The 24,960-nt window shown below is 37.6% G+C and carries 20 protein-coding genes; 7 read left to right on the top strand and 13 right to left on the bottom strand.

Annotation, left to right across the window (positions count from 1 at the left end):
• Window positions 1-491 precede the first annotated feature (491 nt).
• From gntK to JP39_RS03880, 4 genes are all read right to left on the bottom strand, one after another.
• Entirely contained in the window at window positions 492-2,027 is a 1,536-nt protein-coding gene (gene gntK / locus JP39_RS03895; protein ID WP_041500686.1) for a gluconokinase, read from the bottom strand.
• An 89-nt stretch (window positions 2,028-2,116) separates the two neighbouring features.
• On the bottom strand, window positions 2,117-2,656 hold the full coding sequence (locus tag JP39_RS03890) for a GNAT family N-acetyltransferase (protein ID WP_041500683.1): 540 nt from the start codon (window positions 2,654-2,656) through the stop codon (window positions 2,117-2,119).
• 217 nt (window positions 2,657-2,873) lie between these two features.
• The gene (ltrA, locus tag JP39_RS03885; protein WP_048698678.1) at window positions 2,874-4,250 is read right to left on the bottom strand and encodes a group II intron reverse transcriptase/maturase; all 1,377 of its coding nucleotides are present in this window, start codon (window positions 4,248-4,250) and stop codon (window positions 2,874-2,876) included.
• A 1,112-nt stretch (window positions 4,251-5,362) separates the two neighbouring features.
• Window positions 5,363-7,327, bottom strand: a complete 1,965-nt coding sequence (locus JP39_RS03880) for a PTS sugar transporter subunit IIABC (RefSeq protein WP_041499214.1) — start codon at window positions 7,325-7,327, stop codon at window positions 5,363-5,365.
• Window positions 7,328-7,548: 221 nt separating this feature from the next.
• Between JP39_RS03880 and JP39_RS03875 the strand changes: the two genes are divergently transcribed.
• Window positions 7,549-10,248 (top strand): glycoside hydrolase family 65 protein, encoded by a 2,700-nt coding sequence (locus JP39_RS03875; protein ID WP_041499215.1) that lies wholly within the window; start codon window positions 7,549-7,551, stop codon window positions 10,246-10,248.
• Window positions 10,249-10,770: 522 nt separating this feature from the next.
• The gene (locus JP39_RS03870) at window positions 10,771-12,135 is read left to right on the top strand and encodes an MATE family efflux transporter (RefSeq protein ID WP_041499216.1); all 1,365 of its coding nucleotides are present in this window, start codon (window positions 10,771-10,773) and stop codon (window positions 12,133-12,135) included.
• 16 nt (window positions 12,136-12,151) lie between these two features.
• Here JP39_RS03870 and JP39_RS03865 read toward each other — a convergent pair whose 3' ends face one another.
• Window positions 12,152-13,192 carry an alpha/beta hydrolase fold domain-containing protein gene (locus tag JP39_RS03865; RefSeq protein ID WP_041499217.1) on the bottom strand — a complete coding sequence of 347 codons (1,041 nt, stop codon included), beginning with the start codon at window positions 13,190-13,192 and terminating at the stop codon, window positions 12,152-12,154.
• Between the two features lie 531 nt (window positions 13,193-13,723).
• Here JP39_RS03865 and JP39_RS03860 point away from each other — a divergent pair.
• From JP39_RS03860 to JP39_RS03850, 3 genes are all read left to right on the top strand, one after another.
• Window positions 13,724-14,701 (top strand): ROK family transcriptional regulator, encoded by a 978-nt coding sequence (locus JP39_RS03860; protein WP_041499218.1) that lies wholly within the window; start codon window positions 13,724-13,726, stop codon window positions 14,699-14,701.
• A 66-nt stretch (window positions 14,702-14,767) separates the two neighbouring features.
• Complete coding sequence (locus tag JP39_RS03855) at window positions 14,768-15,574, top strand: Cof-type HAD-IIB family hydrolase (protein ID WP_041499219.1); 807 nt, start codon at window positions 14,768-14,770, stop codon at window positions 15,572-15,574.
• Window positions 15,575-15,682: 108 nt separating this feature from the next.
• Window positions 15,683-16,477 (top strand): Cof-type HAD-IIB family hydrolase, encoded by a 795-nt coding sequence (locus JP39_RS03850; protein WP_041499220.1) that lies wholly within the window; start codon window positions 15,683-15,685, stop codon window positions 16,475-16,477.
• A gap of 65 nt (window positions 16,478-16,542) precedes the next feature.
• Here JP39_RS03850 and JP39_RS03845 read toward each other — a convergent pair whose 3' ends face one another.
• Genes JP39_RS03845 through JP39_RS03835 form a run of 3 tightly spaced genes read right to left on the bottom strand, consistent with a single transcriptional unit; the run spans window position 16,543 to window position 18,471 of the window.
• On the bottom strand, window positions 16,543-17,241 hold the full coding sequence (locus JP39_RS03845; RefSeq protein ID WP_169751867.1) for a DNA alkylation repair protein: 699 nt from the start codon (window positions 17,239-17,241) through the stop codon (window positions 16,543-16,545).
• Window positions 17,242-17,281: 40 nt separating this feature from the next.
• Window positions 17,282-17,890: a sugar O-acetyltransferase gene (locus JP39_RS03840; protein ID WP_041499222.1), complete on the bottom strand. Its 609-nt coding sequence runs from the start codon at window positions 17,888-17,890 to the stop codon at window positions 17,282-17,284.
• Between the two features lie 11 nt (window positions 17,891-17,901).
• Window positions 17,902-18,471 (bottom strand): cob(I)yrinic acid a,c-diamide adenosyltransferase, encoded by a 570-nt coding sequence (locus JP39_RS03835; protein WP_041499223.1) that lies wholly within the window; start codon window positions 18,469-18,471, stop codon window positions 17,902-17,904.
• Window positions 18,472-18,602: 131 nt separating this feature from the next.
• Between JP39_RS03835 and JP39_RS03830 the strand changes: the two genes are divergently transcribed.
• Window positions 18,603-19,322 (top strand): MIP/aquaporin family protein, encoded by a 720-nt coding sequence (locus JP39_RS03830; RefSeq protein ID WP_041499224.1) that lies wholly within the window; start codon window positions 18,603-18,605, stop codon window positions 19,320-19,322.
• 37 nt (window positions 19,323-19,359) lie between these two features.
• Here the strand turns inward: JP39_RS03830 and JP39_RS03825 are convergent, their stop codons facing one another.
• From JP39_RS03825 to JP39_RS03815, 3 genes are read right to left on the bottom strand one after another with little or no spacing between them, the layout of a single operon-like run.
• Window positions 19,360-20,031: an ECF transporter S component family protein gene (locus JP39_RS03825; protein ID WP_041499225.1), complete on the bottom strand. Its 672-nt coding sequence runs from the start codon at window positions 20,029-20,031 to the stop codon at window positions 19,360-19,362.
• A complete protein-coding gene (locus JP39_RS03820; RefSeq protein ID WP_041499226.1) occupies window positions 20,021-21,604 on the bottom strand; it encodes an ABC transporter ATP-binding protein in 1,584 nt (527 codons plus the stop codon). Before JP39_RS03820 ends, JP39_RS03825 begins: the two co-directional genes overlap by 11 nt.
• A complete protein-coding gene (locus JP39_RS03815) occupies window positions 21,538-22,467 on the bottom strand; it encodes an energy-coupling factor transporter transmembrane component T (protein WP_041499227.1) in 930 nt (309 codons plus the stop codon). The genes JP39_RS03820 and JP39_RS03815 overlap by 67 nt, the downstream gene beginning before the upstream one ends.
• Before the next feature lie 168 nt (window positions 22,468-22,635).
• Between JP39_RS03815 and JP39_RS03810 the strand changes: the two genes are divergently transcribed.
• A complete protein-coding gene (locus tag JP39_RS03810) occupies window positions 22,636-23,016 on the top strand; it encodes a DUF4430 domain-containing protein (RefSeq protein ID WP_041499228.1) in 381 nt (126 codons plus the stop codon).
• 260 nt (window positions 23,017-23,276) lie between these two features.
• On the opposite strand, the gene JP39_RS03805 is transcribed toward JP39_RS03810, so the two are convergent.
• Window positions 23,277-24,065, bottom strand: a complete 789-nt coding sequence (locus JP39_RS03805) for a DUF2238 domain-containing protein (protein ID WP_041499229.1) — start codon at window positions 24,063-24,065, stop codon at window positions 23,277-23,279.
• A gap of 10 nt (window positions 24,066-24,075) precedes the next feature.
• Window positions 24,076-24,924, bottom strand: coding sequence for a sensor histidine kinase (locus JP39_RS03800; protein ID WP_245626350.1), 849 nt, complete (start codon window positions 24,922-24,924; stop codon window positions 24,076-24,078).
• Window positions 24,925-24,960 lie beyond the last annotated feature (36 nt).

Here is a 24,960-nt window from a genome sequence, read left to right as displayed (position 1 = left end):
TTTCTGTAATCTTAGTAATGTAAATGAAACAAATGTTCGTTTATTCGTTGGTGTGTAAGCAATCATAAAGTTATAAAATTAAACATAATTAATGACTTATTCTGAAAGTTTTTAGTTATTTTATTAGCGTTTTTGTTATAAATAGATTAAAAATAGAGCCATAAACCCTAACAAATTAGGATTTATGGCTCTCTTTTAGCGTAAATATATATTTAAAGATTAAAGTTTTATTTAAGTGGTCCGTCTCCAGAGCTGAGAGTATTCATCTGCTGCACGACATATGAATACTCTCAGCTCTTCCAACTAGTTTGTTTCTGTGATAACAACTGAATAAGCAACTGTTATGCCTGCTGTAACAACGTTTATACTGAGTTATTACTTTTCAATGCCTAGGTAAATGCCAAAAACACAGAATTCCAAATACATATGCAGATAATTTTCACCTAGTCGGTTGAAAATCATAATTATAACTATATTTTCATAATATTAAATTAATCGCTATGTCTCTTTTGAAACTCAGCTATTTCTTTATACTCTGGTTCCAACACCTCTGACAAGCGGATCCAGATTGGCAATAACTCTCGATAAACTTCAAAATTCTGCTCATTTGGTTGGTGGACGTGCGTTACTCCTATCATATCTTTGACTTCCGACAAGTCATCAACATAACCTAAAGCATACATCCCCAATACTGCTGCACCTAAACATGAACTTTCGAAACTTTCTGGTATCGTCACTGGTTGTTCAAAAATATCAGCCAAAAGTTGACGCCACAATGATGATCTGGCAAATCCTCCAGTTGCTTGAATGCTCTTTGGCTTACCCGTGATTTTCTCAATCGTTAACATGACAACGTATAGATTGTAGACGATACCTTCCAATGCTGCTCTGACCATATGGGCACGAGTGTGTTTTCTTGTTAGGCCAAAGAATGACCCCCTTGCATAAGCATCCCAAATTGGAGCTCGTTCACCACCTAAATATGGATGGAACAGTAATCCGTCTGAACCAGCGGGTATTTTCTCAGCAATTTGCGTCAAAATATCATAGGTAGAAACTTGCATCTGCTCGGCCGTAATTCGTTCTGGCGCAAACAATTGATCTTTGACCCAACGAAAGACAATGCCACCATTATTAACTGGTCCACCAACGACCCACTTATCCTTGGTTAATGCATAACAGAACAATTTCCCATCAGGGTCTACTACTGGCTTATCAACTACGACACGAACTGCCCCACTCGTTCCAATTGTAACTGCCACAACTCCGGGATCAATCGCATTAACACCTAAATTGGACAATACTCCGTCACTGGCTCCAAAAATAAATGGTGTGTTAGCTGAAATCCCCAACAAATTACCAAACTTTGGATCAATACCTGTTATTTGAGCAGTTGGTTCAACTAATTTTGGTAATTGTTCTCGTGAAATTTGTAATAAATCTAATGCTTGTGGCTCCCAGTCTAAATTGAAGATATTGAACATTCCAGTAGCTGAAGCGATTGAATAATCCATTTTATATACTCCGAATAAACGGAAGAAAATATATGTTTTTAAGTCGATAAACTTTTTAGCTTGTTTGAATAATTCTGGTTTTTCATTACGTAGCCAAAGGATTTTTGATAAAGGAGCCATTGGATGAATTGGTGTACCAGTTTTAGCGTAGATTTCTGCACCCAGACCGTTGTTCTTCAACTCTTCACTATATTTGGCAGCACGATTGTCAGCCCAAGTAATTGCTCGAGTCAATGGCTGGTCTGCTTGGTCCATTAAAATCAAACTATGCATGGCGCAAGAGAAAGAAACGCCTTTGATATCAGTTGGTTGAGCTTTACTCTTCTGAATCGTTTGTCCCATGACTGCAACAACGGCATCTAAAATATCGTCTGGATCTTCCTCGGCCATATCAGGCACATCTTGATACAATTTATAACCAGCATTAGCATAGGCAATTACTTTACCTTTCATATCGTAAAGAACAGCCTTGGTACTAGTCGTGCCAATATCGACTCCAAGCATATAATCCATAACCAAAAAACTCCTTATTATATAGTAGAAACACGTTCTAATTGTAAACAGCGAGTAAAAAAGAGTCCACCCTTTCGGACAAACTCATATTATTTGTTTAAGTTATTCCACTCGTCACGAAGAATCCCATATTTAACAGAATCATAATAGCGATTATTGTAATAGCGCACCTGACGCACACAAGCTTCCTGCTTCATTCCTACTTTTTCAGCAACGTGCATCATCCGTGGATTTCCAGACCATGTGGTTAAACCAATATGTGGCAAATCATAGATTCCAAATAAATAGTCGATAAATAGCTTCAAAGCCTTGGTACCGATATGTTCATCCCATAAATCATCACGGTAAACGATAATTCCCATATCAAGCCAACGCTCCAACTTGCCATCTTCAAAACCAGCCCCAACGGAACCAACTATTTTATCATCAAACGTTATTAACAAATGATTTTTATTATGAATCCAATTACGATAGGCAATCACACTAACGAATTCTTCCTTGCTTGGCAAAACATTATGAAAATAAGGTCCATTATACTTCGCCCACTCAGGATCCGGATTACTGTATGCTATCTCCCAGAACTCTTCCACCTCTTCTGGTTGAGCCGGTCTGATTTTAACTTCAGCCATTAATTTACCTCCAGAATAAAACACTTACTTTGATTATACGATAAATAATTAAAATGAAATAAATATAAAAATATTCTTAAACAATTTATACGGTACTGTTCAAGGATGCCGTTTCCAGAGCTGAGAGTATTCATCTGCTGATCGAGTAGGAGGTATCTCACGATACCGACCTCTCACACCACCGTACGTACGGTTCCGTATACGGCGGTTCATTAATTTAAGCATTTTGCAAAGACTGGAGTCTTTTGGTCATGTCTATTAGGCCAAAAGATTCTAGCTTTTTCTTGCTTAGGGCGTGTTGCACCACACTGCTGTGCGCTGTTCGCCAGTATCCTTTACTGGAGTTTGCACAGATAAACGCTTGACGCCGTGTCACGCCTAATTTAACCAACTTCCTATACTTTGCTTTGGGTCTTTTCCATGACTTCCAAATATATTGTCTAATACGTGCTCGCAACCAAGAATCAAGTTTTCTGATAAAATCCTTCATCGCACCAATTCCATAGTAATTGAGCCATCCAACCATCTTTTGTCTTATTTCTTTCAGGATAACTTCAAGCTTTCGACCTCGATTCCTCTTTGTGAGTTTTCTTAGCGATTGCTTGACCCTCTTTTCGGCTTGATAGCTCGGGCGTAAACATACGCCCTTGTTGGTAAAGCCTAAAGAGAATCCTAAAAACTTTGACTTTGTTGGCACTGTAATTTTGGTCTTTTCTTGGTTTAAAGTTAGCTTTAAACCACTTTCTAGGAACCTTGAAATACTATTCAGGACTCTTCTTCCTGCTCGTTTACTTTTGACATAAATATTACAGTCATCAGCGTAGCGGACGAATTTATGACCACGGGTGGTCAATAACTTGTCCAGCTCATTTAAATATATGTTGGCCAAGAGTGGAGAAAGGTTACCGCCTTGAGGCGTACCTTTTTCCATTTCTTGAAATAGTTTTCCATCCATTACGCCACTGGTTAGGAACTTACGAATTAGATTTAACAACCATTCATCATCAGTATATTGCTTGATGAACTTGATAAGTAAATCATGGTTCACCGTGTCGAAGTAAGACTTTAGGTCAAGGTCTATCACAACGTGATAGCCTTGCTTGTAAAAACTCACAACCTGTTTTACTGCGTCATGGGCACTTCGATTTGGTCTAAATCCAAAGCTGTTGTTAGAGAAGATTTTCTCAAAGATAGGGCTCATAACCTGCGCCACTGCTTGTTGTACCACACGGTCGAAGACTGTTGGTATACCAAGCTTACGCATAGTCCCATTTGGCTTAGGTATTTCTACCCTTTTGACGGGGCTAGGTTTATAAGTTGAATCACTTAAGGACTTAAGTAGTGCTTCCTTGTTCTTACGAATATAGTCGAACAAGTCATAGACAGTCATTCCATCTATGCCAGCTCCACCCTTGTTTTCCTTGACTCGCTTATAGGCTCTATTGAGATTATTTTCATCTAAAACTAGTTGCTTAAATGAAATGCCATTCTTATTCGTATTTTCGCCAGAAGCGGCGCTACGTACCATCATTTGTTCACATATGTGAGCATTAAAATGGTCGAATTTACATTCTATTTTCTGCGATTGTCGCATCGCTTCCACCTCCAATATCGAAAAGAATTATTAATGTTCAGTCCTTCGTCGCAAAGCGACTACTATGACCTCTGCTGACTTCTGCATCGTTCAGTTAGACATCACGGCCTAATTTGTCTGTAGGACTCATTTCGAGTCCTTGCCAGACATTCGATACAGACCTCCCTGGGTAAGAACGTTAACTTTCGTACCATGTAGCTGTTGGCTCTACTTGATTTGCCCTTGCAGTAGTGATCGGATTTGAATTCCGCGGCACCCTTATCCTGCAAATCCAGCCTTATAGCCACTTCTTGTACATCAGCTCGGTACTTTGCCTTGGACTTCCTTCAGATTCCACCTCACGATGGACACCCTTGTCCTAAGCTAGTGATTCCGACTACTACGGTTCACAGAGGACTTTCACCTCTAAGTTAACGCCCATGCCAGGCGCACCGCGGCACGGCCCGAGCCAAAGTGCGGTCTCGGTCCTCGGTTGAAGCCTTACCAAAGTTCGGTAAGGCTCCAACACGTCCGGTGGTGTAATGGCTAAAGCCATAACGCCACTTTCGCTGAATATGAATACTCTCAGCTCTTCCAACTAATTTATTTTTTTATATGAGGGGTTAATAAAATTAACGATTCTGCTGTATTGAACAAATTACAACTGCAGTCACACACAATGTGTACATATCAACCTTCATGGATTGTATTAGTCTAAAATTTCTCCATATACACCTACAATTAGATTTCTAGTCCGAATAAACATAACCATCAAAGGATAAAGCTTTGAAACATTTAAATAGTAAATTATCCTTAAAATCCACTAGTCGGAAGGACTGAGAACATTCACCAGCTGTGGGTGTGGCGTTAGAGCTTCAGCTCTTACACCACCGGGCGAGTTTGGAGACTTACCGAACTTTGGTAAGGCTTCAAATCGAGGTTCGAGACCGCACTTCGGCTCGAACCCGGTCCGCATAGCAGGTGAATGTTCTCAGTCCTGGAGACGGCAAAAACTTTAATACTCTCATCATAAACAATCCCACTAAAAAGAGATACCTATGAATGCATAAGTATCTCTCTTTTTTCGTATTCAAAACTATTTCGTCGCCATAGTTTCAATACTTATATTCATTTTAGTTAGCAGCTGGTTCACGACTACCTAATCTTACCTTTTCAACTGCATGACTTGATTCGAGATCTTCTTCTTTGAATCCGAACAAGTATGTACATGTAAAGGCAACTACAATTGTTGCAGCTGAAGCAATTAGATATCCTGTGAAACTACCATCGATACCTTTTGGATTGATAAATGAAGCGAAACCAATCAATGAACCGGCAAAGCCCCACATATCAACATGCAATAGTCCAGTAATTAGGCCACCGACAGCACTACCGATATTAGCTGTCCAGAAGATACGTCCATACTTCAAATTAATACCATACATTGCGGGTTCTGTAACACCAGCAAAAGCTGAAAGTGTAGCGGCACCGGCAATTTGTTTCATGTCGATATTCTTCTTTGTTTTAATAAACACTGCCATAGCAGCGGCACCTTGAGCGACCATTGTAGCTGAAACGATAGCGTTCAAAGCACTGTGTCCGGTTGTAGCGATTTGACTGGCAACAACTGGAATAACGGCCCAGTGTAAACCGAAGATAACCAAGCACTGATAAAGTCCACCGATAATCAAGCCAGAAATAGCTGGACTGATCTTCAATAGTGCAACGATACCTGCAGCTAAGTAAGAACTTAGCAATGTAATAACTGGTCCAACAACGACAATGATTACAGCACTGACAATAAATACTTCTAGCAAAGGACTAAGAATCATACGTAGTGACATAACAATATGTTTCTTGAGCCATGGTTCGATTTTAGCAGCAATCCAAGCTGCGGCAATCATTGGGAAAATTGAATAAGTATAGTTAGCAATATGAATAGGAATACCAAAGAATGATGAGTTAATGTTCATAGCTGTGGAACTAGTCTTTGTAGCAACTTGTACCAAAGTTGGATATGCCAAAACACCACCGATAACACCCATGATGATTTGATTTGCACCCAATCTCTTAGCAGCTGTGAAACCAACTAGAATTGGTAGGAAGTAGAAGACTGAATCTCCCATTGCATTAATGATCATGTAAGTAGAACTTGTTGCAGAAAGCCATTTAGCGGACACAATCAAAGCTAAAAGACCTTTCAAAATACCTGATGCAGCTAACAATCCAATGATAGGCATCATGCTGGCTGTAATAACACCGATTAGAGCACTAAAATAAAATTTTGTCTTAGGCCAGACACCTTTTGGAGCTGCAACCTTTTCCTGTTTTGGAGCATCAGAATCACTACCAAAGCCAGGTCCTAAAGCTTTAACAACAGCGTCATAAACATCTTCAACTGCTGGTCCAATAACAACTTGATATTGTCCTCCAGCCTTAGCAACATCCAAAACGCCATGCATATTCTTGATAACATCGTCATTAGCTTTGTTATCGTCTTTCAAATAGAAACGAACTCTGGTAATACAGTGAATTACATTTTCAACATTGGCAGCACCACCAACATTCTTGACAATATCTTGACCCAGTTGATTGTAATCTACTTTACCCTTTGGTTTAGCAACTGCCTCACCGGGAGCCATTGGTTCAACTTCAGCCACTGTCGCACCAGCTTGTACATTTCCTTTAGTAACGTGAATCTCTTTGACCATCTTAGCTGTATTCGTGATGGCTACAATAACATCCGTCACCTTACCAGCTTTCTTGACAGCATCAATATCCATCGTTGCAATTGTATCGCCAGCGTTAACCTTATCTCCTTCTTTAACAAATAGTTCGAAAGGAGTTCCGTTCAATTCGACTGTATCGACACCCATGTGAACTAAAACTTCAAATCCATCATCGGTAACAAGTCCAATTGCATGCTTGGTTGATGCGACAAGCATAACTTTACCTGAAACTGGGGCAACGATTGTTTGATCATCAGGGATAACCCCGAATCCTTCACCCATGGCCTTTTCAGAAAACATTGGATCATGAACTTCAGACATTTCAACCGCCTGTCCAGAAACAGGAGCAAGCATTTTAATACCTTTCATAAAAAAGCACCTCCTTAAATTTATCAGGAACCGGTTACATCCTTATCTGTTACTATAATACAACTCGTCCTGTATAAACATCAAGTCATAACAAAAATAATTATAAAATGTGCGTTTAATTTACCTATACGGGGTGTATAATCAGGTTAGTATGAATGTGTTTAAACATATATTGAATTTTTGTTCTACTTCATTCTAGATATCATTCGGAGGAGTTTATTATGAAACCTATGTATATTAAGATCACCGATTCGCAGATAAGTTATTCCAACAGTGAAAATGCAATTGATGAAAAGTCATATAACTTTGATTCAAATATAGAACTTAAACAAAATTTACAAACATTCAAGGACTCGCTATCCGACCAACCTAATGTCATTGTGATCACAAATCCTAGCAGATTTCTTTTAAAAAAGAACGCTATCGAATTTCTTGGACAAGTTGTCGACTTTGGGACTGAGTTAGAAAATATCTTCCATATCCCAGTCATTAATATAGAAGAAAAAGTTGATTCAGATTTACTCTTAGCTTCCGAACACGAGGTTGACTACGCAACTTGGCATCTCGACTATTACGGACTCGACCACGGTAAACGTCAATATGGACAAGAATCCATGCAGACAATCGGCAATGGTTACTTCGGACTCCGTGGCACTTATCTCGAGGCCAAAGCAAGCGACGACAATTATCCAGCTACTTATATTGCCGGTGTTTTCAACCAACTATCAACCCCTATCAATGGCCGTGACATTATCAATGAAGATTTAGTCAACTTGCCAAACGCGCAATACATCACTTTTAGTATCAACGACGGACAGCCTTTTAAAATTGATAAAAGCGTTATTAAAGAATCTAACCGTTCACTTGATTTAAAAACTGGTTTACTGACCATTACTTTATTAATCCAATTAGAAGACGGCAAAGAATTACAAGTTATTGAGAAGAAAGTTGCCGATATGCAAAATTATCACGACTATTACCTGCAATATGCCATTAACCCCATGAATTTCAACGGTAAAATTACTATCTATACGCAAATTGATGGTACGGTCGTCAACTCTAATGTTGAAAGATATCGTAATTTGGCCAACAAGCATCTTGTCATTGACCAAATTGACAATATCGATAAAACAGCTGTTCTAGCAGCTCATACCGTTCAATCAGATATCAAGCTTGCCATTAAAACTGATCTACATTACCCAACAATCGTTAACCCACTTTATAGTGTTCACAACGAAGATGAGATTGCTGAACAAAGACTTGAATTCAATGCTCAAGCTGGAGAAACTTACTACTTTGAAAAAGATGTCAGCCTCTTTACTTCCCTAGAGACCAAAGAAAATGTTGTTTCAGTAGCTGAAAAGCATCAATTCCTACCAAGCTTTGCTGATGCCGCCAAACAAGCAGCAAAAGATTGGCAAAAGGTTTGGAAACAGGAAGATGTTGTCATTACTGGTGATATTACTGCCCAAAAGCTCTTACGTCTCAACAGTTACAGCATGACCACCGCTGCACAAGCTGACGCCAATAAAGACCTTGATGCCTCGGTTGGTTCTCGTGGTTTGACTGGTGAAGGTTACCGTGGACATATTTTCTGGGATGAATTATTCGACATTAATTTCTATGTTCTACACAACCCCGAGCTAGTAAAATATCTCTTAATGTATCGTTATAACCGCCTCAAGGCAGCGCTTGATTATGCAGAAAGCAATGGTCATAACGGTGCTATGTATCCTTGGCAAAGTGGCTTGTACGGCGATGAACAGTCCCAAGAAGTTCACTTGAACCCCATTACCAACAAGTGGGATCCAGACAATTCTAGAAAGCAACGTCATGTCTCATTGGCAGTCGCTTATAACGTTCTAAACTATTTCCACCTCAGTCACGATGAAAAATTTATGCAACATTATGGACTCGTAATGCTTCTTGATATTGCCAAATTCTGGATTGATATGTCCAAGTTGGATAAAAACACTGGCAAATACACGATTGCCAATGTTATGGGACCAGATGAATTCCATGAAGGATATCCTGACAAAGAGGAAAGCGGTCTTAAAAATAACGCATATACAAACATCATGGTCAGCTGGTTATTTAAGAAAGTCGGCGAATTGATCAATACTGAATCGAGCGATGTTTTAGATAACAATTTCCGCAAGGCCAACTTTTCCGATATTGATATTCAAAAACTCGATGACATCAGACATAACTTAAAACTCGATTTCCAAGATGATATTCTCGGACAATTTGAAGGTTATTTTGATTTGAAACGACTCGATTTTGACAAATATCGTAAACAATATGGCAATATTTCACGTATGGATCGAATCCTCAAAGCTCACGATGACACACCAGACAACTATCAAGTTGCCAAACAAGCTGACACACTAATGGCTCTATTTAATTTAACCGACCAGGACTTTTTCGACATCCTGTCTGACCTCGGCTACCCCATCACCAATCATGAAATGTTTATCAACGACAATGTTAAGTATTACATTGAGCGGACAACTCACGGCTCAACGTTATCCAGAATCGTGTACTCAATGCTACTGTTAAAAGCAGACGATACCAAGACAGCTTGGAAGTTGTTCTATGAGGCTTTAACAAGCGATTACTACGATATTCAAGGTGGAACAACTGCTGAAGGAATCCATTTGGGCGTTATGGGAGCAACGCTAAATCTAGTAACTTCCTTCTTTGCCGGCATTGACTACCGTGGCGATGTATTGGAAATTGACCCTAATATGCCTGAACAGTGGGAAGAAATTGATTTCAAGATGAATTTCAAAGGCACACAATTCAAATTCCAGATCACCTCAGATGGCGTTTCAATCAAAGCTAATCAAGATACCGAAGTGATTTTCATTGGCAAGAAATTGCCATTAACCGCCAATCTAGAGATTCAACTAACGTATTAATCCTTCAACAAATAAGGTTCTGAGTCTGGATTAACTTCCAAGCTCAGAACCTTTTTGATGTTTACAGGAACCTCTGATATATCTTAATCATCAGAGAATCGTTCTTTTATATCAAAACTAACTTCCGGTCCCCAAAGCGGTACTACATTTCCGACAGCAGGAAACGGCATTACTCAACAAACTAACCAAAAAAATTAATTTTTTTATGCGCAAACAACATCATTATAAAAAATAAACATGCTAAAATAGTCTTAATCTTAACGGAAAGTGCTAGTTGATAATTTATTGCAGATATTCTCATAGACTATATTTCTATATATAAAATTAGTTGAGCATGAATACTCTTGCGTTCAATTAATATAGATTAATTAGTCGGAAGAGCTGGGAAATATTTGTGTGCCGTGGTTCGAGACCGCTCTTTGGCTCGGACCGTTCCGCACAGCTTGTGAATATTTCCCAGCTCTGGAGACGGCATATTTAACTAGCATTACACGTTAATCTTTATGAAAGGGATATACACATATGATAGATCTGACGCAAGGAAGACCTATGAAAGTTATATTTCTGTACACGATTCCTTTACTATTAGGTAACTTTTTCCAACAATTTTACAGTTTGATTGATACATTAATTGTCGGAAAAACAATCAGTGTCGATGCTCTTGCCAGTGTTGGTGCAACTGGGGGATTAACAGGTTTGGTCATCGGATTTGCTCAAGGTATGACCAGTGGTTTAACTATTTTGACTGCTCAAAAATACGGGGCTAACGATGAACGAGGGGTTCGAAAAAGTTTTGCATCTGGAATTATCATTTCAATCTGCATTGCCGTAATTTTTACTATCCTTGCCCTTTTGATTGCTTATCCTTTGCTTGTAGTAATGCAAACTCCCAAGGTGTTGATTCATGATTCATTTATCTTTTTGGAAATTATTTTTGCAGGAATATTTTCTTTTGTTGGTTTTGATTTTCTGGGAAATACGATGCGGGCGCTTGGGGACTCCCGTGTTCCTCTATTTTTCTTAATTGTAAGTACTGTTCTAAATATCTTATTGGAACTAGTCTTCATTTTGTACTTACACATGGGCGTTGCTGGTGCCGGGCTGGCTACAGTTGTCGCACAAACAATTACTTTTGTGATTTTATACTTCTACATTCGTCGTCACATTCCCTACTTGATTTTAACGAAGAGTGACTTCAAGATTGATAAAGCTGAAATTAAAAAATTACTTCAAATTAGTTTACCGATGGGATTTCAATCATCCATTATCGCTATCGGTTCGATTATCCTACAAGTTATGTTGAATACTTTGGGAGCAAACGCCGTAGCTGCTTACACTGTTGCCGGTAGAGTTGAACAAATTGCTACTTTACCTGCCTTCAGTTTTGGCTTAGCTTTGGTAAACTACACTGCTCAAAATCTTGGTGGTAAAAAATTCGACCGTATTTTACAAGGGGTTAAAGATGGCATTCTAATCTCTGTCTCCGCAAGTTTGATTATTGGTGCCTTTTTAATCTTCTTTGGTCGTAGCATTTCTCATCTATTCATGAATGGCAGTCAAGAAACTGTCTTACATTTGGTTCAAATTTATTACTATTTCAATGGTTCCAGTTACTTTATTCTTTCGATATTATTTATCGTCAGGTACACCTTGCAAGGACTGGGCAACCAAAAAGCTCCCACTATCGCCGGTATTGCCGAGCTTCTAATGAGAGTTTTTGCAGGTATCGTTTTAGTTCGTTTATTTGGATTTTACGGGGCTGCAATGGCCAATCCACTTGCCTGGATGGGTTCAGTCCTAGTCTTAGTAAGTACTTGGAGAATGGAACTTAAAAAACTTAGAAATCTCAAGAATCTCTTGGGAACCGATGAAGAACTCGAAAGTTAATAGCTTTCGGGCTTTTTTAATTTAAAGCATCGGCACATTCATTTAACGCATCTTCAACTGCTGGAATGCGTCCCACATAATTGAGAAAAGCGTGTGCTAAGCCACCATAACGGATATATTTAGCTTCACATCCTGCCATGCCTATCTTTTGGACAAATGCCTCATCTTGCAAACGGAATGGGTCAAATTCGCCCGTCAAAACTAAAGTATGTTTAAAATTCAACGGCTCAGCATATAGTGGTGACAAAATAGGAGCAGACAAATCAAGTCCTTGGTGGTTTGTATAATAATCGGTCATAATCGTATCAAGTGATTTAAATTGGGTATAATTGTTGTGCAAAGCTCGACGTTGCTCATCTTTAACGGGTATTAGACGGTCATTCCACAACGAACCATCATGATCTGAACCATGAACAACCGTCGGATAAAATAGCACGTGTTTATAAATCTCGCAGATACCTGTTAAATGACATAATTGGCTGACACCCAGAGCAATCGCTGCGCCGGCTGAATCACCAGACAATGAAATTTCATCATACAAGTGGCTGATTGCTGAAACAACTGAAAAGGCATCTTCAACACCAGATGGAAATGGATTTTCAGGTGCGATACCATAATCGACACTATAAATTACTCCAGTAAATTTAGTGGCTAATAGCTGTAAAAATGGTAAAGTATCTTCTGGAGTACCACCGTAAAAGCCGCCACCATGCATATAAACTAGCGCTTTAGATTCTACCGTTATATCGTTACGATAGATTTTCAAATAACGAACATGGCGATTCAAAGCATCTGTATATTCTTCATCAACAGTTACATTAGGATACATTGCTTCAGGAATATCATTATGATTGTTTCCATCACGCAATTGAGTCAAATCATTTGGTAAACTAGGTTCATCAGATAGATTCTTCAGATGGTCATAGATCATAGGGTCATATGAATGTGTATCAATGCGGTCTTTAACAATCATTTGAACATTCTTTAAATGAGGGATATCGACTGCATCAATTTGATTTAAGCGATTCAGTTCTACGTTGTAATCATTTTTAATCATAAGCATTACCATCCTTTTTGTTTGGACATTGAATTCCGTCTACAGAGCTGGGAAATATTCACAAGCTGTGCGGAACGGTTCGAACTTTACAAAGTACGCAAAACTCAAAACTCGCCCCATGGTGTAGGAACTAATGCTCCAACGCCACCTCCACTGTGGCTTACCATTTCACCAGCATCCCACAACTAGATTATTTTAAATTATTTTAGAAATAACGCTAATAAAAAATTAACTAGTTGGAAGAACTGAGAGTATTCATCCGCAGCGAAAGTGGCGTTATGGCTTTAGCCATTACACCACCGGACGTGTTGGAGACTTTCCGGTTTTTGGAAAGGCTTCAAGCGAGACTCGAGACCGCTTTTTGGCTCGGGTCGTGCCGCGCAGCAGATGAATACTCTCAGCTCTGGAAACGGCTACTACAATAATCTTTCTATATACATTATGCACGTTGTTTAAACATATTATCAATCTAAATTTAATAAATTTTTTTATCTACTTTGAATTACCTATCCATTACTGAGGAGGAATATTTTGAAAACAGATCTGCGCTTATCCGCCCGCCAACAAAACCTACAGGCTATTCTGGATTTGTTGGACGAAAATGAACAGCTTTCAGCTAAAGAATTATCCGCTTTAACTGGTTTAAGTATCGTCAGTATCAATAAATTGCTGGCAATAATTCTTAATAATACTGAAATTATTACCACCGATTACGTCAATACTCGTGGTCGGCGCGCTAAAATATATCGGTTAAATTATGATGCTTACCAACTTGGCATCATTTCTTTAGTTGAAGATGGCTCGAAAATCAAAGCCAATTTCTTTCTAACTAATTTACAAGGAAAAATTTTACAAAAACAATTCAATGACCAGCCGATTACTTCGGTCGAACAACTGACTGAGTTTATCAAAGTACAGACAACTAACAATAAACCAGAAAAAATTATTATTGGCGTTCCTGGTGCTGAATTGAATGGTTATTTACAAATTAGCGATGTTAAATCGTTGCAAGGTATCAATTTGTCTTTAGCTATTGAAACGGCTACCGATATTAAAACAGTGGTTGTCAATGATGCTAATGCCAGCACTTTTGGAGCTGCAACTGAATTGAATGAGAGTCAAAATATTGCCGTCGGAATTTATTTCCCTAACAATTTTGAACCAGGCGTGGGAATCGTTATTAATAATCGGCTGATAAATGGTGCGGATGGTCTGGCTGGAGAGATTTCTTATAGCACGATTGACCACAATGCTGCCCTTTCTCAACAGATAGTTCAGCACATTCAAAATATCATCAGTTTTCTCAATCCAAATTTAATTATTATTTATGCTGAAAAATCTCAACTTTCAAATTTGCAAATTGATCAAATAAAACAGACTATTCAAAGACGTTTACCCCTACATGAAAAATATACGATTGATTTTGACCGTAATTTTGAAAAGGACTACCGTCTTGGACTAGCAACAATTGGACGACACAAAATTTTGAATGACTTCATCACTGATTGAAACCGTTTTACTGATTTGATACAATGTCTTTATCTTAATTAACTAGATTTAAAAAGGGAGCTACTTATGATTAAATTGATTGCTTTAGATATTGATCAAACATTATTGAATTCGCAAAGTAAAATTACTGAAGATACCAAATTAGCTTTACAAAAAGCTCTCCAACAAGGTATTAAAATTGTCCTCTGCTCTGGCCGTCCTTTAGCCGGTGTCAGTCCATTTCTCAAGGAACTCGGAGTTTCTGGTGATGAGCAATATGTCATTACTTATAACGGCGCCTTGATTGAAACCGTATCTGGTAAAATTTTATCCCGCCAAATTCTAACCAACGCTGATTATCGCCGCATTGTTAAATACGTTAATGACAACGATATGCAATACTATGTTTTAGATGATGACAGCAACGTCTATACCTCAAACCACGATATTAATCGTATTGCCGTCGTCCAAGCTTGGGAAAACAGTGCTGGTATTTTTGTCAGAACGCCTGATGAATTACCTGCCGATTTCGAAATTCCCAAGGCAGCCATTGTCGGTGAAAAAGAAACTCTAGATGCTTATGAAAAGCCGGTCAAAGATGAATTCGCCAACGACTACTATGTTGTTCGGGCAGCTGATAACTTTTTGGAACTGATGCATAAAAATGTCAATAAAGGTAGCGGTCTAACGCAACTAACTGAGCTTTTAAATATTAAATCTGAAGAAGTCATGGCTTTCGGTGACGAACAAAACGACTTACCAATGTTCAAATTTGCTGGAACGGCAGTTTGTATGGGCAATGGATCAGATTTAGCCAAGGAACACGCTGACTACATCACTGATACCAATGACAATGACGGTATTGCCAAGGCGTTGGATAAATTTATTTTCTAAAGATACGAATTGTAATTAATTTTTTAACTTGCCAAAATCAGTTGCTAAAAATAAGCATTTCCGGATAAAATCATCAGTATAATGCTTTGAAATTGAAAGGAATTTATTATGACAATCAAACTTGTTGCAACAGACATGGATGGAACTTTTCTAACTGACGACAAACACTTTGATACTGACCGTTTTCGCCGAGTTTATGACTATATGACACAAAACGGTATCACTTTTGTTTCCGCCAGTGGTAATCAATATTATCAATTAAAAGATTTCTTCAAAGATTTTCCCAAAACTCTCTTTGTGGCTGAAAATGGTGCTCTAGTCGGTAGCCATGATGAAATTTACAAGACAGATATTTTTCCAGCTGACGTTATTGCTAAAACTATCAAGGTCCTCGACAATCTTGATGACGTGCAATCAATTATGTGTGGTGAAAAATCCGCTTATATTAGAAAAGATGTAACTCCAGATTTTTACAAAATGAGTAAATTCTATTTTCCAGAAATTACTAGTGTCGATAAATTAGAAGACGTCAACGATGGGATTTTGAAATTTTCTATCAGCTGCCCTAAGGATGAAACTGAAGAATATATGGAAAGATTATCCGAGATGATTGGACCAGATGTTTCGATCGTAACTAGTGGTCACGGCGATATTGACGTTATTCGTGCCGACGTCAACAAGGCAACTGGTCTGGATTATTTGTCAGAAAAATTGAATATTAAACCAGATGAGATGTGTGCCTTTGGCGATGGTGGCAACGATCTGGAAATGTTACGATACGTTGGACATGGTGTTGCTATGAAAAATGCTTCACCAATTGTTCACGAGACAGCTCCATTTGAAACTGTCGACAACAATCAACAAGGTGTTATTCAACATTTGGAAGAACTTTTTGAAATATAAAACTAAATAAAACACCATACACTCGATAAAAAATTATCGGACGTATGGTGTTTTTGTCTTTCTAACTATAACAATGATGTTAACATTTCTTTTTCTGCTTCCGTCGTATGGCGTAACGATTTGATTTTTCGAACAGTTAACTTGGCTACCTTGGACTGAGTATCATCCTTGATAACCTGATAAATCCTATCCTGATCATGAGGAAATACAACTGCATACAACCAAGCTTGACCCATTTGAACGTAATAATTATCACTTTCAATCTTCCTAGCCAACTCTACAATTTCAGCTCGATACTCCGCTGTATTATAGAATTTCAAAAGGAAAACTAAGCCACTTCTCTGTAACCATGGATTATCACTCTTCAAATACTCTTTTATTTTAACCAAAAAATCTGGCATGAACCGTTGTACCTGTTTAAAGTGAATCACCATATCGCAAGTAGCCCAGGAATTGGATTTTGCTAAATAATCATCGCAATAAGTTTGGAATTCTGAGAGTGGCAGCTTCATATTGCTTAGAACATATGCCTGAATAATCACAACTTCATAATTTTCAGTTCCAACCACCTTTAAAAATGCATCTGGATTACCCCGACTGATTTCTTTACCAATCTTTTTTAACTCACTCATGGCAATTCCCAAAATATTGTAATCCGTAGGCACAATTTTCACTGCGCGTTCACGATATTTCTGGTCGCTTAAACTCTTCAATTCCATCAAAAAGCGCTGATAATCATCATTTGACCAAGTTAAATTTTTCAAATCCAGTAGCATCCCTCATCATCCCTTCTAAATTAGAAATTTAGTTTTCATAGTAACGTTTCTTTTCTAATTCCCAATACTTCTTATCTTCATCATTAATCTCACGCAACACTTTGCATGGATTACCGACCGCAATCACATTATCTGGAATATCCTTGGTAACGATTGCGCCTGAACCAATGACAACATTATTTCCAATCGTCACACCAGGATTAATAACTACATTGCCGCCGACCCAGACGTCATTCCCGATTGTAATTGGCTTACCGTACTCAAATGCTTCGCCACGAATAACTGCATCGATTGGATGACCTGCTGTATAAAGCCCGACACGTGGGCCGAAAAAGACATTATTCCCAATTTTAACGTTGGCAATATCTAGGATGATACATTCGTAATTAGCGTAAAAGTTGTCTCCAACCTCTGTATTGCATCCGTAATCCGTATAGAATGGTGGCTCAAGATAGTCGCCTTTACCACTCTTCTTGAACAAACTCTTAATAATTCTTTGGCGTTCATCCAATTGATATTCAGTCGTATGATTGAACTCACGAACTAATTCCTTAGCCTTCTTAAAATCCTCACGCAATTCGGGATCATTAGCGATGTATAAATCCCCAGATAACATTTTTTCCTTTTCTGAACGCATAAAACTTTCTCCTATCTAAAAACTGGTTTGCTGTTACGATATTGAATATCTTCAACGCCATCCAACACGTTGCTGTAACGAGCAGCCGCAAAAAAGTAATCTGATAAACGATTGATAAATTTCAAAACGAAGTCATTGATTGGCTCTTCTTGCATCAAACCAACGATTTCTCTTTCAGCACGTCTAGTAACTGTGCGTGCCATGTGCAAATTAGCCGCTGTTTTGGAACCACCTGGTAAAATAAACTTCTGAATCTTTGGAGTCTTGTCAGTATATTCGTCAATTTTCTTTTCTAACCAATCAACCGAACCATTATCATCTTTGAAAATAAATTCATGCTTTTTGTCAGTTGGTGAAATGGCTAAGTCAGTTCCACAGTCGAATAGTAACTGTTGAATTTCTTCCAATTCTTCTTTTAACACAATCGTCTTGTCGGATAAGTTAGCAATCACAACGCCAACTAAAGAATTCAACTCATCCACTGTCCCGTAGGAATTAATTCTGGGAGCTGATTTATAAAGTACGTCATTTCCAATAATTCTTGTCTGGCCTTTATCGCCAGTTCTGGTATAAATTTTCATTTTTAATACTCCTCATACAATCTGTCTACTTAAAATACACTTTCACAACGTAAATTCATGGTGTTATTGCCGACAGCTATGTATAATAATAGCATGTAAGCGTAGTCATGTGAACTTATGGAGGAAAGCCTATGCAAGATAGTTTAACATTACAATTAGTCGGTGAGTTCATCGGTACCCTAGTTTTAATTTTACTAGGTGATGGTGTTGTTGCCGCCGTTAGTTTAAAGAAATCAAAGGCCGAAGGTGCTGGTTGGATTGCCATCGCCCTAGGTTGGGGATTAGCCGTTACTTTAGGTATTTATTGTTCAGCATTCTTAAGTCCCGCTCATTTAAATCCAGCTGTAACTTTAGGTATGGCAATTGCCGGAGTATTTCCTTGGTCATCAGTCATCCCTTATATCATTGCTCAAACATTGGGTGCCATTGTCGGTGCTGCAATCGTTTGGCTCAATTACTACCCACATTGGCAGGAAACTGACGATCCAGCTGCAATTCTAGGAGTTTTCGCCACCGGACCTGCTATTAGAAATTACTTCTTTAACTTTTTAAGTGAATTTATTGGTACATTCGTCTTAGTATTTGCCTTATTAGCATTTACACGCGGTAAATTCACCCAAGGATTAAATCCAATTGTTGTCGGATTATTGATTACAGCAATCGGTTTCTCACTTGGTGGGACAACTGGTTACGCCATCAACCCGGCCAGAGATTTGGGACCAAGAATTGCTCATCAAATCTTACCAATCGCAAACAAAGGCAAATCAGACTGGTCATACAGTTGGGTTCCAGTTCTTGGACCTCTAGCTGGTGGTGCCGTTGCCGCATTTGCTTACTTATTAATTCCTTAAAAACCAAAAGAACATCCCCATTTGAGGATGTTCTTTTTTACTGCCTAAATAAATCGTACTTTTTCTTATAATTATTGAACAATTTAATCCAACGTTTACCAACGACTAATAACAATACGCCAGTAAATAATGCATGGACAAAGTCAAAGTAAAAGCTGGCAACAACTGATGCGACAATACTCTTAACAGTTATCGGGTTAACAAAACCAATAATATAGTAGATATCCATGATCCAACCAAGTAAAAAGCCACTGGCAAAACCCCAGACAACTAATAGCCACGTTGGAACATTTTTATTCATCATTAATCCGGAAATCAAACCGATAACCCCAAGGCCAAACATCTGCCAAGGCGTCCAAACTCCCTGTCCGAAGTACATGTTTGAAGTCAGGGCAATAATTGTTCCCATCAAAAAACCTGTTTCAGGTCCACTAACGATGGCACCCATTATCAAGATAAATAATTCTGGTTTAACCGCTGGCAACGCCGCAAAAATAATTCGCCCAACAACAGCTAATGCACAAATAATTGCGATAAAGACTACTTCACGTGAATTGTGATACGCTTTTTCGAAACGCCAGAAGTAGATACCTAAAGTCACAATTAAAAATCCAAATGAGAATAACAAATAGTTTTTACTGGCAAAAATTACCATCAATAATAAAACAGCAACTGCCAAGGTTAACAATGAGATTGATTTACGATTCAAGATTTAAGATATCCTTCCATGTCAAAGCCTGTGGAAAAATATCCCGCAAAGCTTTATTTATTTCGGTTGTATAAAAAAACTTATCACTGAAAAACTTTACTGGATCAGAAAATTCACTCAATTTTCCATCAAACATCATCGCAATATGATTAAAGTAACTCGCCGCAAAGAGTAAATCGTGACTGTTAACCAAAATAGTTCCGCCACCTCTTTGGAACTCATGTAATAAACTGCCCAACTCTATGCGTTTATTAGGATCTAATCCCTTGGTTGGCTCATCCAATAGCAACACTTCTGGTCTTTTAATAAAGCCCAATGCAAGCGCTAAGAACTCTTGCTGTCCACCACTCAAATCATAAGGACTTTGTTTCTCCAGACCATTCAAAGAGAACTTATCCAAAATATCATTGATAGTTTTATTGCTTTTACTCTGTTCAATCTGATAATTCAACTCGTCTTGAACGGTATCTTTCATAAACAATGATGATGGGTTCTGTGGCAAAACAAAAATATTTTCATACAAACTATCATCATATTTTTTACGTCGATAACGTAATTTGCCTGACTGTGGTTTCAATTGTTTCGTTAAAACCTTCAATAACGTGGTTTTCCCCATACCATTTGGTCCAACGATACAGTATGACTGACCTTGAAACAAACTCAGACTAACATTGTCGATAATTTGTCGGCCATTAAAATTAAACCTAAAACTGACTTTATCAGCCGTTATCATTGGCTTATCAACCCAAACAATTTGTCCTCTATCACGGCACTTTAGTTGCTGCTGCTTGGACCTAATCGCCCTATTTAAAGTCTGATTATCAAGTGGCACTGAAGTATCCAAGTTCAACTCCAATGCTAGACGATCCACTTGCGTCAAAAAGTTTCGATAATTGTCATTTTGAAAAATTGTTTTTAAAACTTGTTCAATCGGTTGATCAAGTAACATATTGCCATCTTCCATCACCACTAAGCGCTTGGAAAATTTGACTGCTTGTTCCAATTCATGTTCGACTAAAATAATTGTCATATTAAATTCAACATTGACCTTGTGAACCATCTGCAATAATTTTTCGGCGGCAATTGGATCCAACTGTGCCGTTGGTTCATCCAACAATAAAACTTCGGGTTTTAAAATCAAAGCACTGGCCAGATTAACAAGTTGTTTTTGACCACCAGACAGTTGATTGACATTCTGATCTAACAAGTCAACAATACCTAAAAAACTTGCTATTTCAGTAATCCGTAACTGAATTTCATTAGTCGTACAACCTTGATTATCCAAAACAAATTTCAGTTCATCTCGTGGTGTCTCCATAATCATTTGATTGTCGACAAATTGAGAAACATAAGCAAAATCTTTGGTTTGCTTAGTTATCTTCCCACTAATGACTTTTCCCGAGGCCAACTCCGGTAACATTTGTTTCAAAAATGTACTTTTACCACTACCAGTAGCTCCAATTAAGGTAACAAAATCACCTTTTTGAAGTGAAAAATTAAGATGTTTTAACGATAATTTTTGGCTGTTATTGTATCGGAAACTGTAGTCTTCGAACCGTAAAATTTCCACCATAAATAATTCACTCCTCCTGTCAAGAATGGTAATAAAATAAATAAACAATTGATAACTAAAATTAAGGCAACACCATCTGTCGAGACTTTTAAATTGGCTGAACCAAAATTGATTTTTCCCAAGTGTTGGACTGACATGCTTATATTAAATATTACGGAAAGTAATCCTAAAATTAAAATAATTACATCAAAACGTTTAAATTCTACATATCCCAAGTTACGACGGCGCTGTTCATAACCCTTTAAAATCAAGGTGTCAGAAACATTCATAAAGCTTGCAATCGCCTTGTTCAAAACAATCTCATTTAAGCCAACTGTTCGCTTGATTCTTTTCAACAGTCCTTGTTCATTACTTTGATGTTGGGTTCGAAATCGGCTAACCGTCTTAGTTTCCGTATAAATTTGAATAATTTCAGGAATGAACTTCACCGTTAAGATAAAAATAATAGCGATACTTTTAAACAGATTAGCTAATAATTCAAAGACTGTTTTAATTCGAATCAGTGAATCGTACAAGTAAAACGCCCACAACAGATTCACGAATGAAATACCCAAAACTACCGCGTTCATTAACGATTCTGTAGTAACTTTCAAAAAAGGAATCTCGAACAGTAAATTCGATCCACGCTGATTCAAAATTAAATTGAATAATACCGTAATAAAAAATATAATTCCGGCAAATTTTAAATATGATTTAACTTTTTCTGGTCGTGTCAAAACAACCATAGCAATTAAGGATACACATATCCCAACCAGCACGATTGGATTGTTGTACAGCAGCGTAATCAAGATAACATTGAGTAAATATGCAAACATCGTAATACTGTTGCAATTCTTTTGGAAATTCACAATCAATTTATTCAATACGCCGCCTCCTTAACAGTCAATATTCTTATTCTAACTTACTGAAAGTAAAATCCGAAATATTTCGTAAATTTTATTTGTTTCAAATAGAATGCAAAAGTCAAGAATTAAAAGATATTAAAAATTTGCTATAATGAAAATCGTTGTATACATATTAGGAGGAGAACAATGAAAAAATTTGCTGCATTTTTAGCTGCTTTATTGATGTTGTTAGGAGTATTCGCTCCAGCTACCGCAACAACTGTCCAAGCTAGCAAGACTAAGAATATCAAAGTTACTTACACTTTGAAAAAGAACAAGAAACAAATTGCCAAGAAAACTATCAAAATCAAAAAAGGTGCCACTGTTACTGACGGTTTGAAAAAGGGCTGGAAAGTATCTGACAAAGGCGGCTTTATTTCAAAAATCGACGACCACAAACAAAATAACAAGAAAAAAATTTACTGGACTTTTACTGTTAACGGCAAACAAGTTAATGTTTCTGCTGACAAGAAGAAATTAAAGAACAAGGATCACGTTGAATTTAAGCTTTCTAAATATAACGGTTAGTAGCCGTCTCCAGTGATGAGAATATTCACCTGCTATGCGGACCGGTCCGAGCCAAAGTACGGTCTCGAACCTCGATTTGAAGCCTTGCAAAAAACGCAAGTCTCCAAACTCGCCCGGTGGTGTAACGGCTAAAGCCGTAACGCCACTACCACAGCTGGTAAATATTCTCATCACTTCCGACTAAATCTATTTTCTGACTTGACTAGAATAAAAATAAACTCCGTAGTAATCATCTCTGACTGCTACGGAGTTTTTGTATACTATTTTCCTTTATAAACCATGAAATTACGGATGAACTTATACTTTCGACTATGACTTGCTGAATAATAATATCCAAAAATACTGAAGAATATCGCACCAATTAGATTAACGAATAAATCTTTCATCGTATCAATTAAACCGATATCTAGATAACCGCCTTTTACCACAATATTTTTATTATCCTTGGTATGAATTGTTGTATGATCAATATTTTTAACGTGCCCAACTGTATTGGGTTTATCTGACAGCTCAACGCTATTAACTTTTTGAACAATTCGATCCTTTTGCATATCGGTATTCAACCACTGATCGGCTGTAAACTCGCCAAACTCCCACATAACTCCGATCGTCATTGAGAAACAAAACGATGTTATCGCGATAAAAATTGGTGTTAATTTAATTGAAGTCATACCTTCATTCAACAAATAAATTGACGAAAAACCGACTCCGGCAGCTAAAAATCCATTCAACGTATGCAACCCGGTGTCCCAAAACGGCAAGTATCCATAAAAGTCACTTAGTTCTCCCAAAATGGTTGAGCTAAAGATGAACGAGATGATAACAATTTCCAAAATATCAGGAATCATGATTTTAAATTTATTTTCAATAATAGCGGGAATCTCAAATAAAACTAGTGTCAGTAAAACAATCATGACTCTGTTACCCTGTTGCATCCAGATTTGACTACCTAACATTATTAAAGCAATCAAACGATAGAGAACATACACTATTTTTACAAATCTACTGGCATCGTTTGTTGATCTGGTCAACCATTTGACTAATATCATCTTTTCTCCCTTAAATAAATGGCAATTTAATCTCAATCGAAAACTGCTGTTGAACGAGCTTGGCGTCCATATTGCCATTCATATTCTCGATTAAGCGCTTCGAAATATATAATCCCAATCCGCTTGATTCGGTATTTGTACGTGTCTTAGATTCAGTATAAAAGCGATCAAAGACCTTTTCAATCGATATCTTGCTACCAGGCTTAATATCATTGATAAACGTTACAACGCCAAAATTACTTTGTTTAGCATATTCAATTTCAACTTTCCCCCGAGCATAACGTAAAATATTTTGAATTATATTTTGAATAACACGATTCAAAAGTACTTTGTCCGCCAAAACATGAATGGATTCACCATTCTCAGGAAATTTAATTGTTAAACCTGATTTTTCAAAACTGTCAAAAAAATTCAAAAAGTTATCCTGAATAGTATCATTCAGCGATAATTTAACTAAATCAAAGCCCTTTTGATTGAGATCTATTCTAGTCAAATCATAAAACTGATTAGTCATCTCAAGCAACTTGGAAACAGATAATTCTATAACATCTAAATATTGTTTTTTCTTGAGTGGATCATCGGTTAACTTAAGCAACTGCACATAACCGTCGATTGCCGTCAATGGGGTTCGTAAATCATGTGATAAACCAGTTATTGAAAGCTGTAGATTCTCCTCAGCTTGCTTAACTTGTACCTTCTCTGACTCATAAGTATTCACCATTTGATTAAGTTCATCAACTAATGCAATCAGATTCTTTTCTCTAAAATCAACAAAAAAGCGACTGCCTTTTTTTGAGTCAGCCGACATAGTATTAACTTGTTTTGCCAAGAGTTTAATTTGTCGTTTCAAAAAAAACACATATAGTATCAAACCACACAAAAGTAATAAAAGGAC

Origin of the sequence: Companilactobacillus heilongjiangensis (assembly GCF_000831645.3) — a bacterium.
In the GTDB taxonomy this organism is placed as follows: domain Bacteria; phylum Bacillota; class Bacilli; order Lactobacillales; family Lactobacillaceae; genus Companilactobacillus; species Companilactobacillus heilongjiangensis.
The sequence above is the reverse complement of the archived record's forward strand: the minus strand, read 5'-3'. Positions and strand labels throughout refer to the sequence as shown.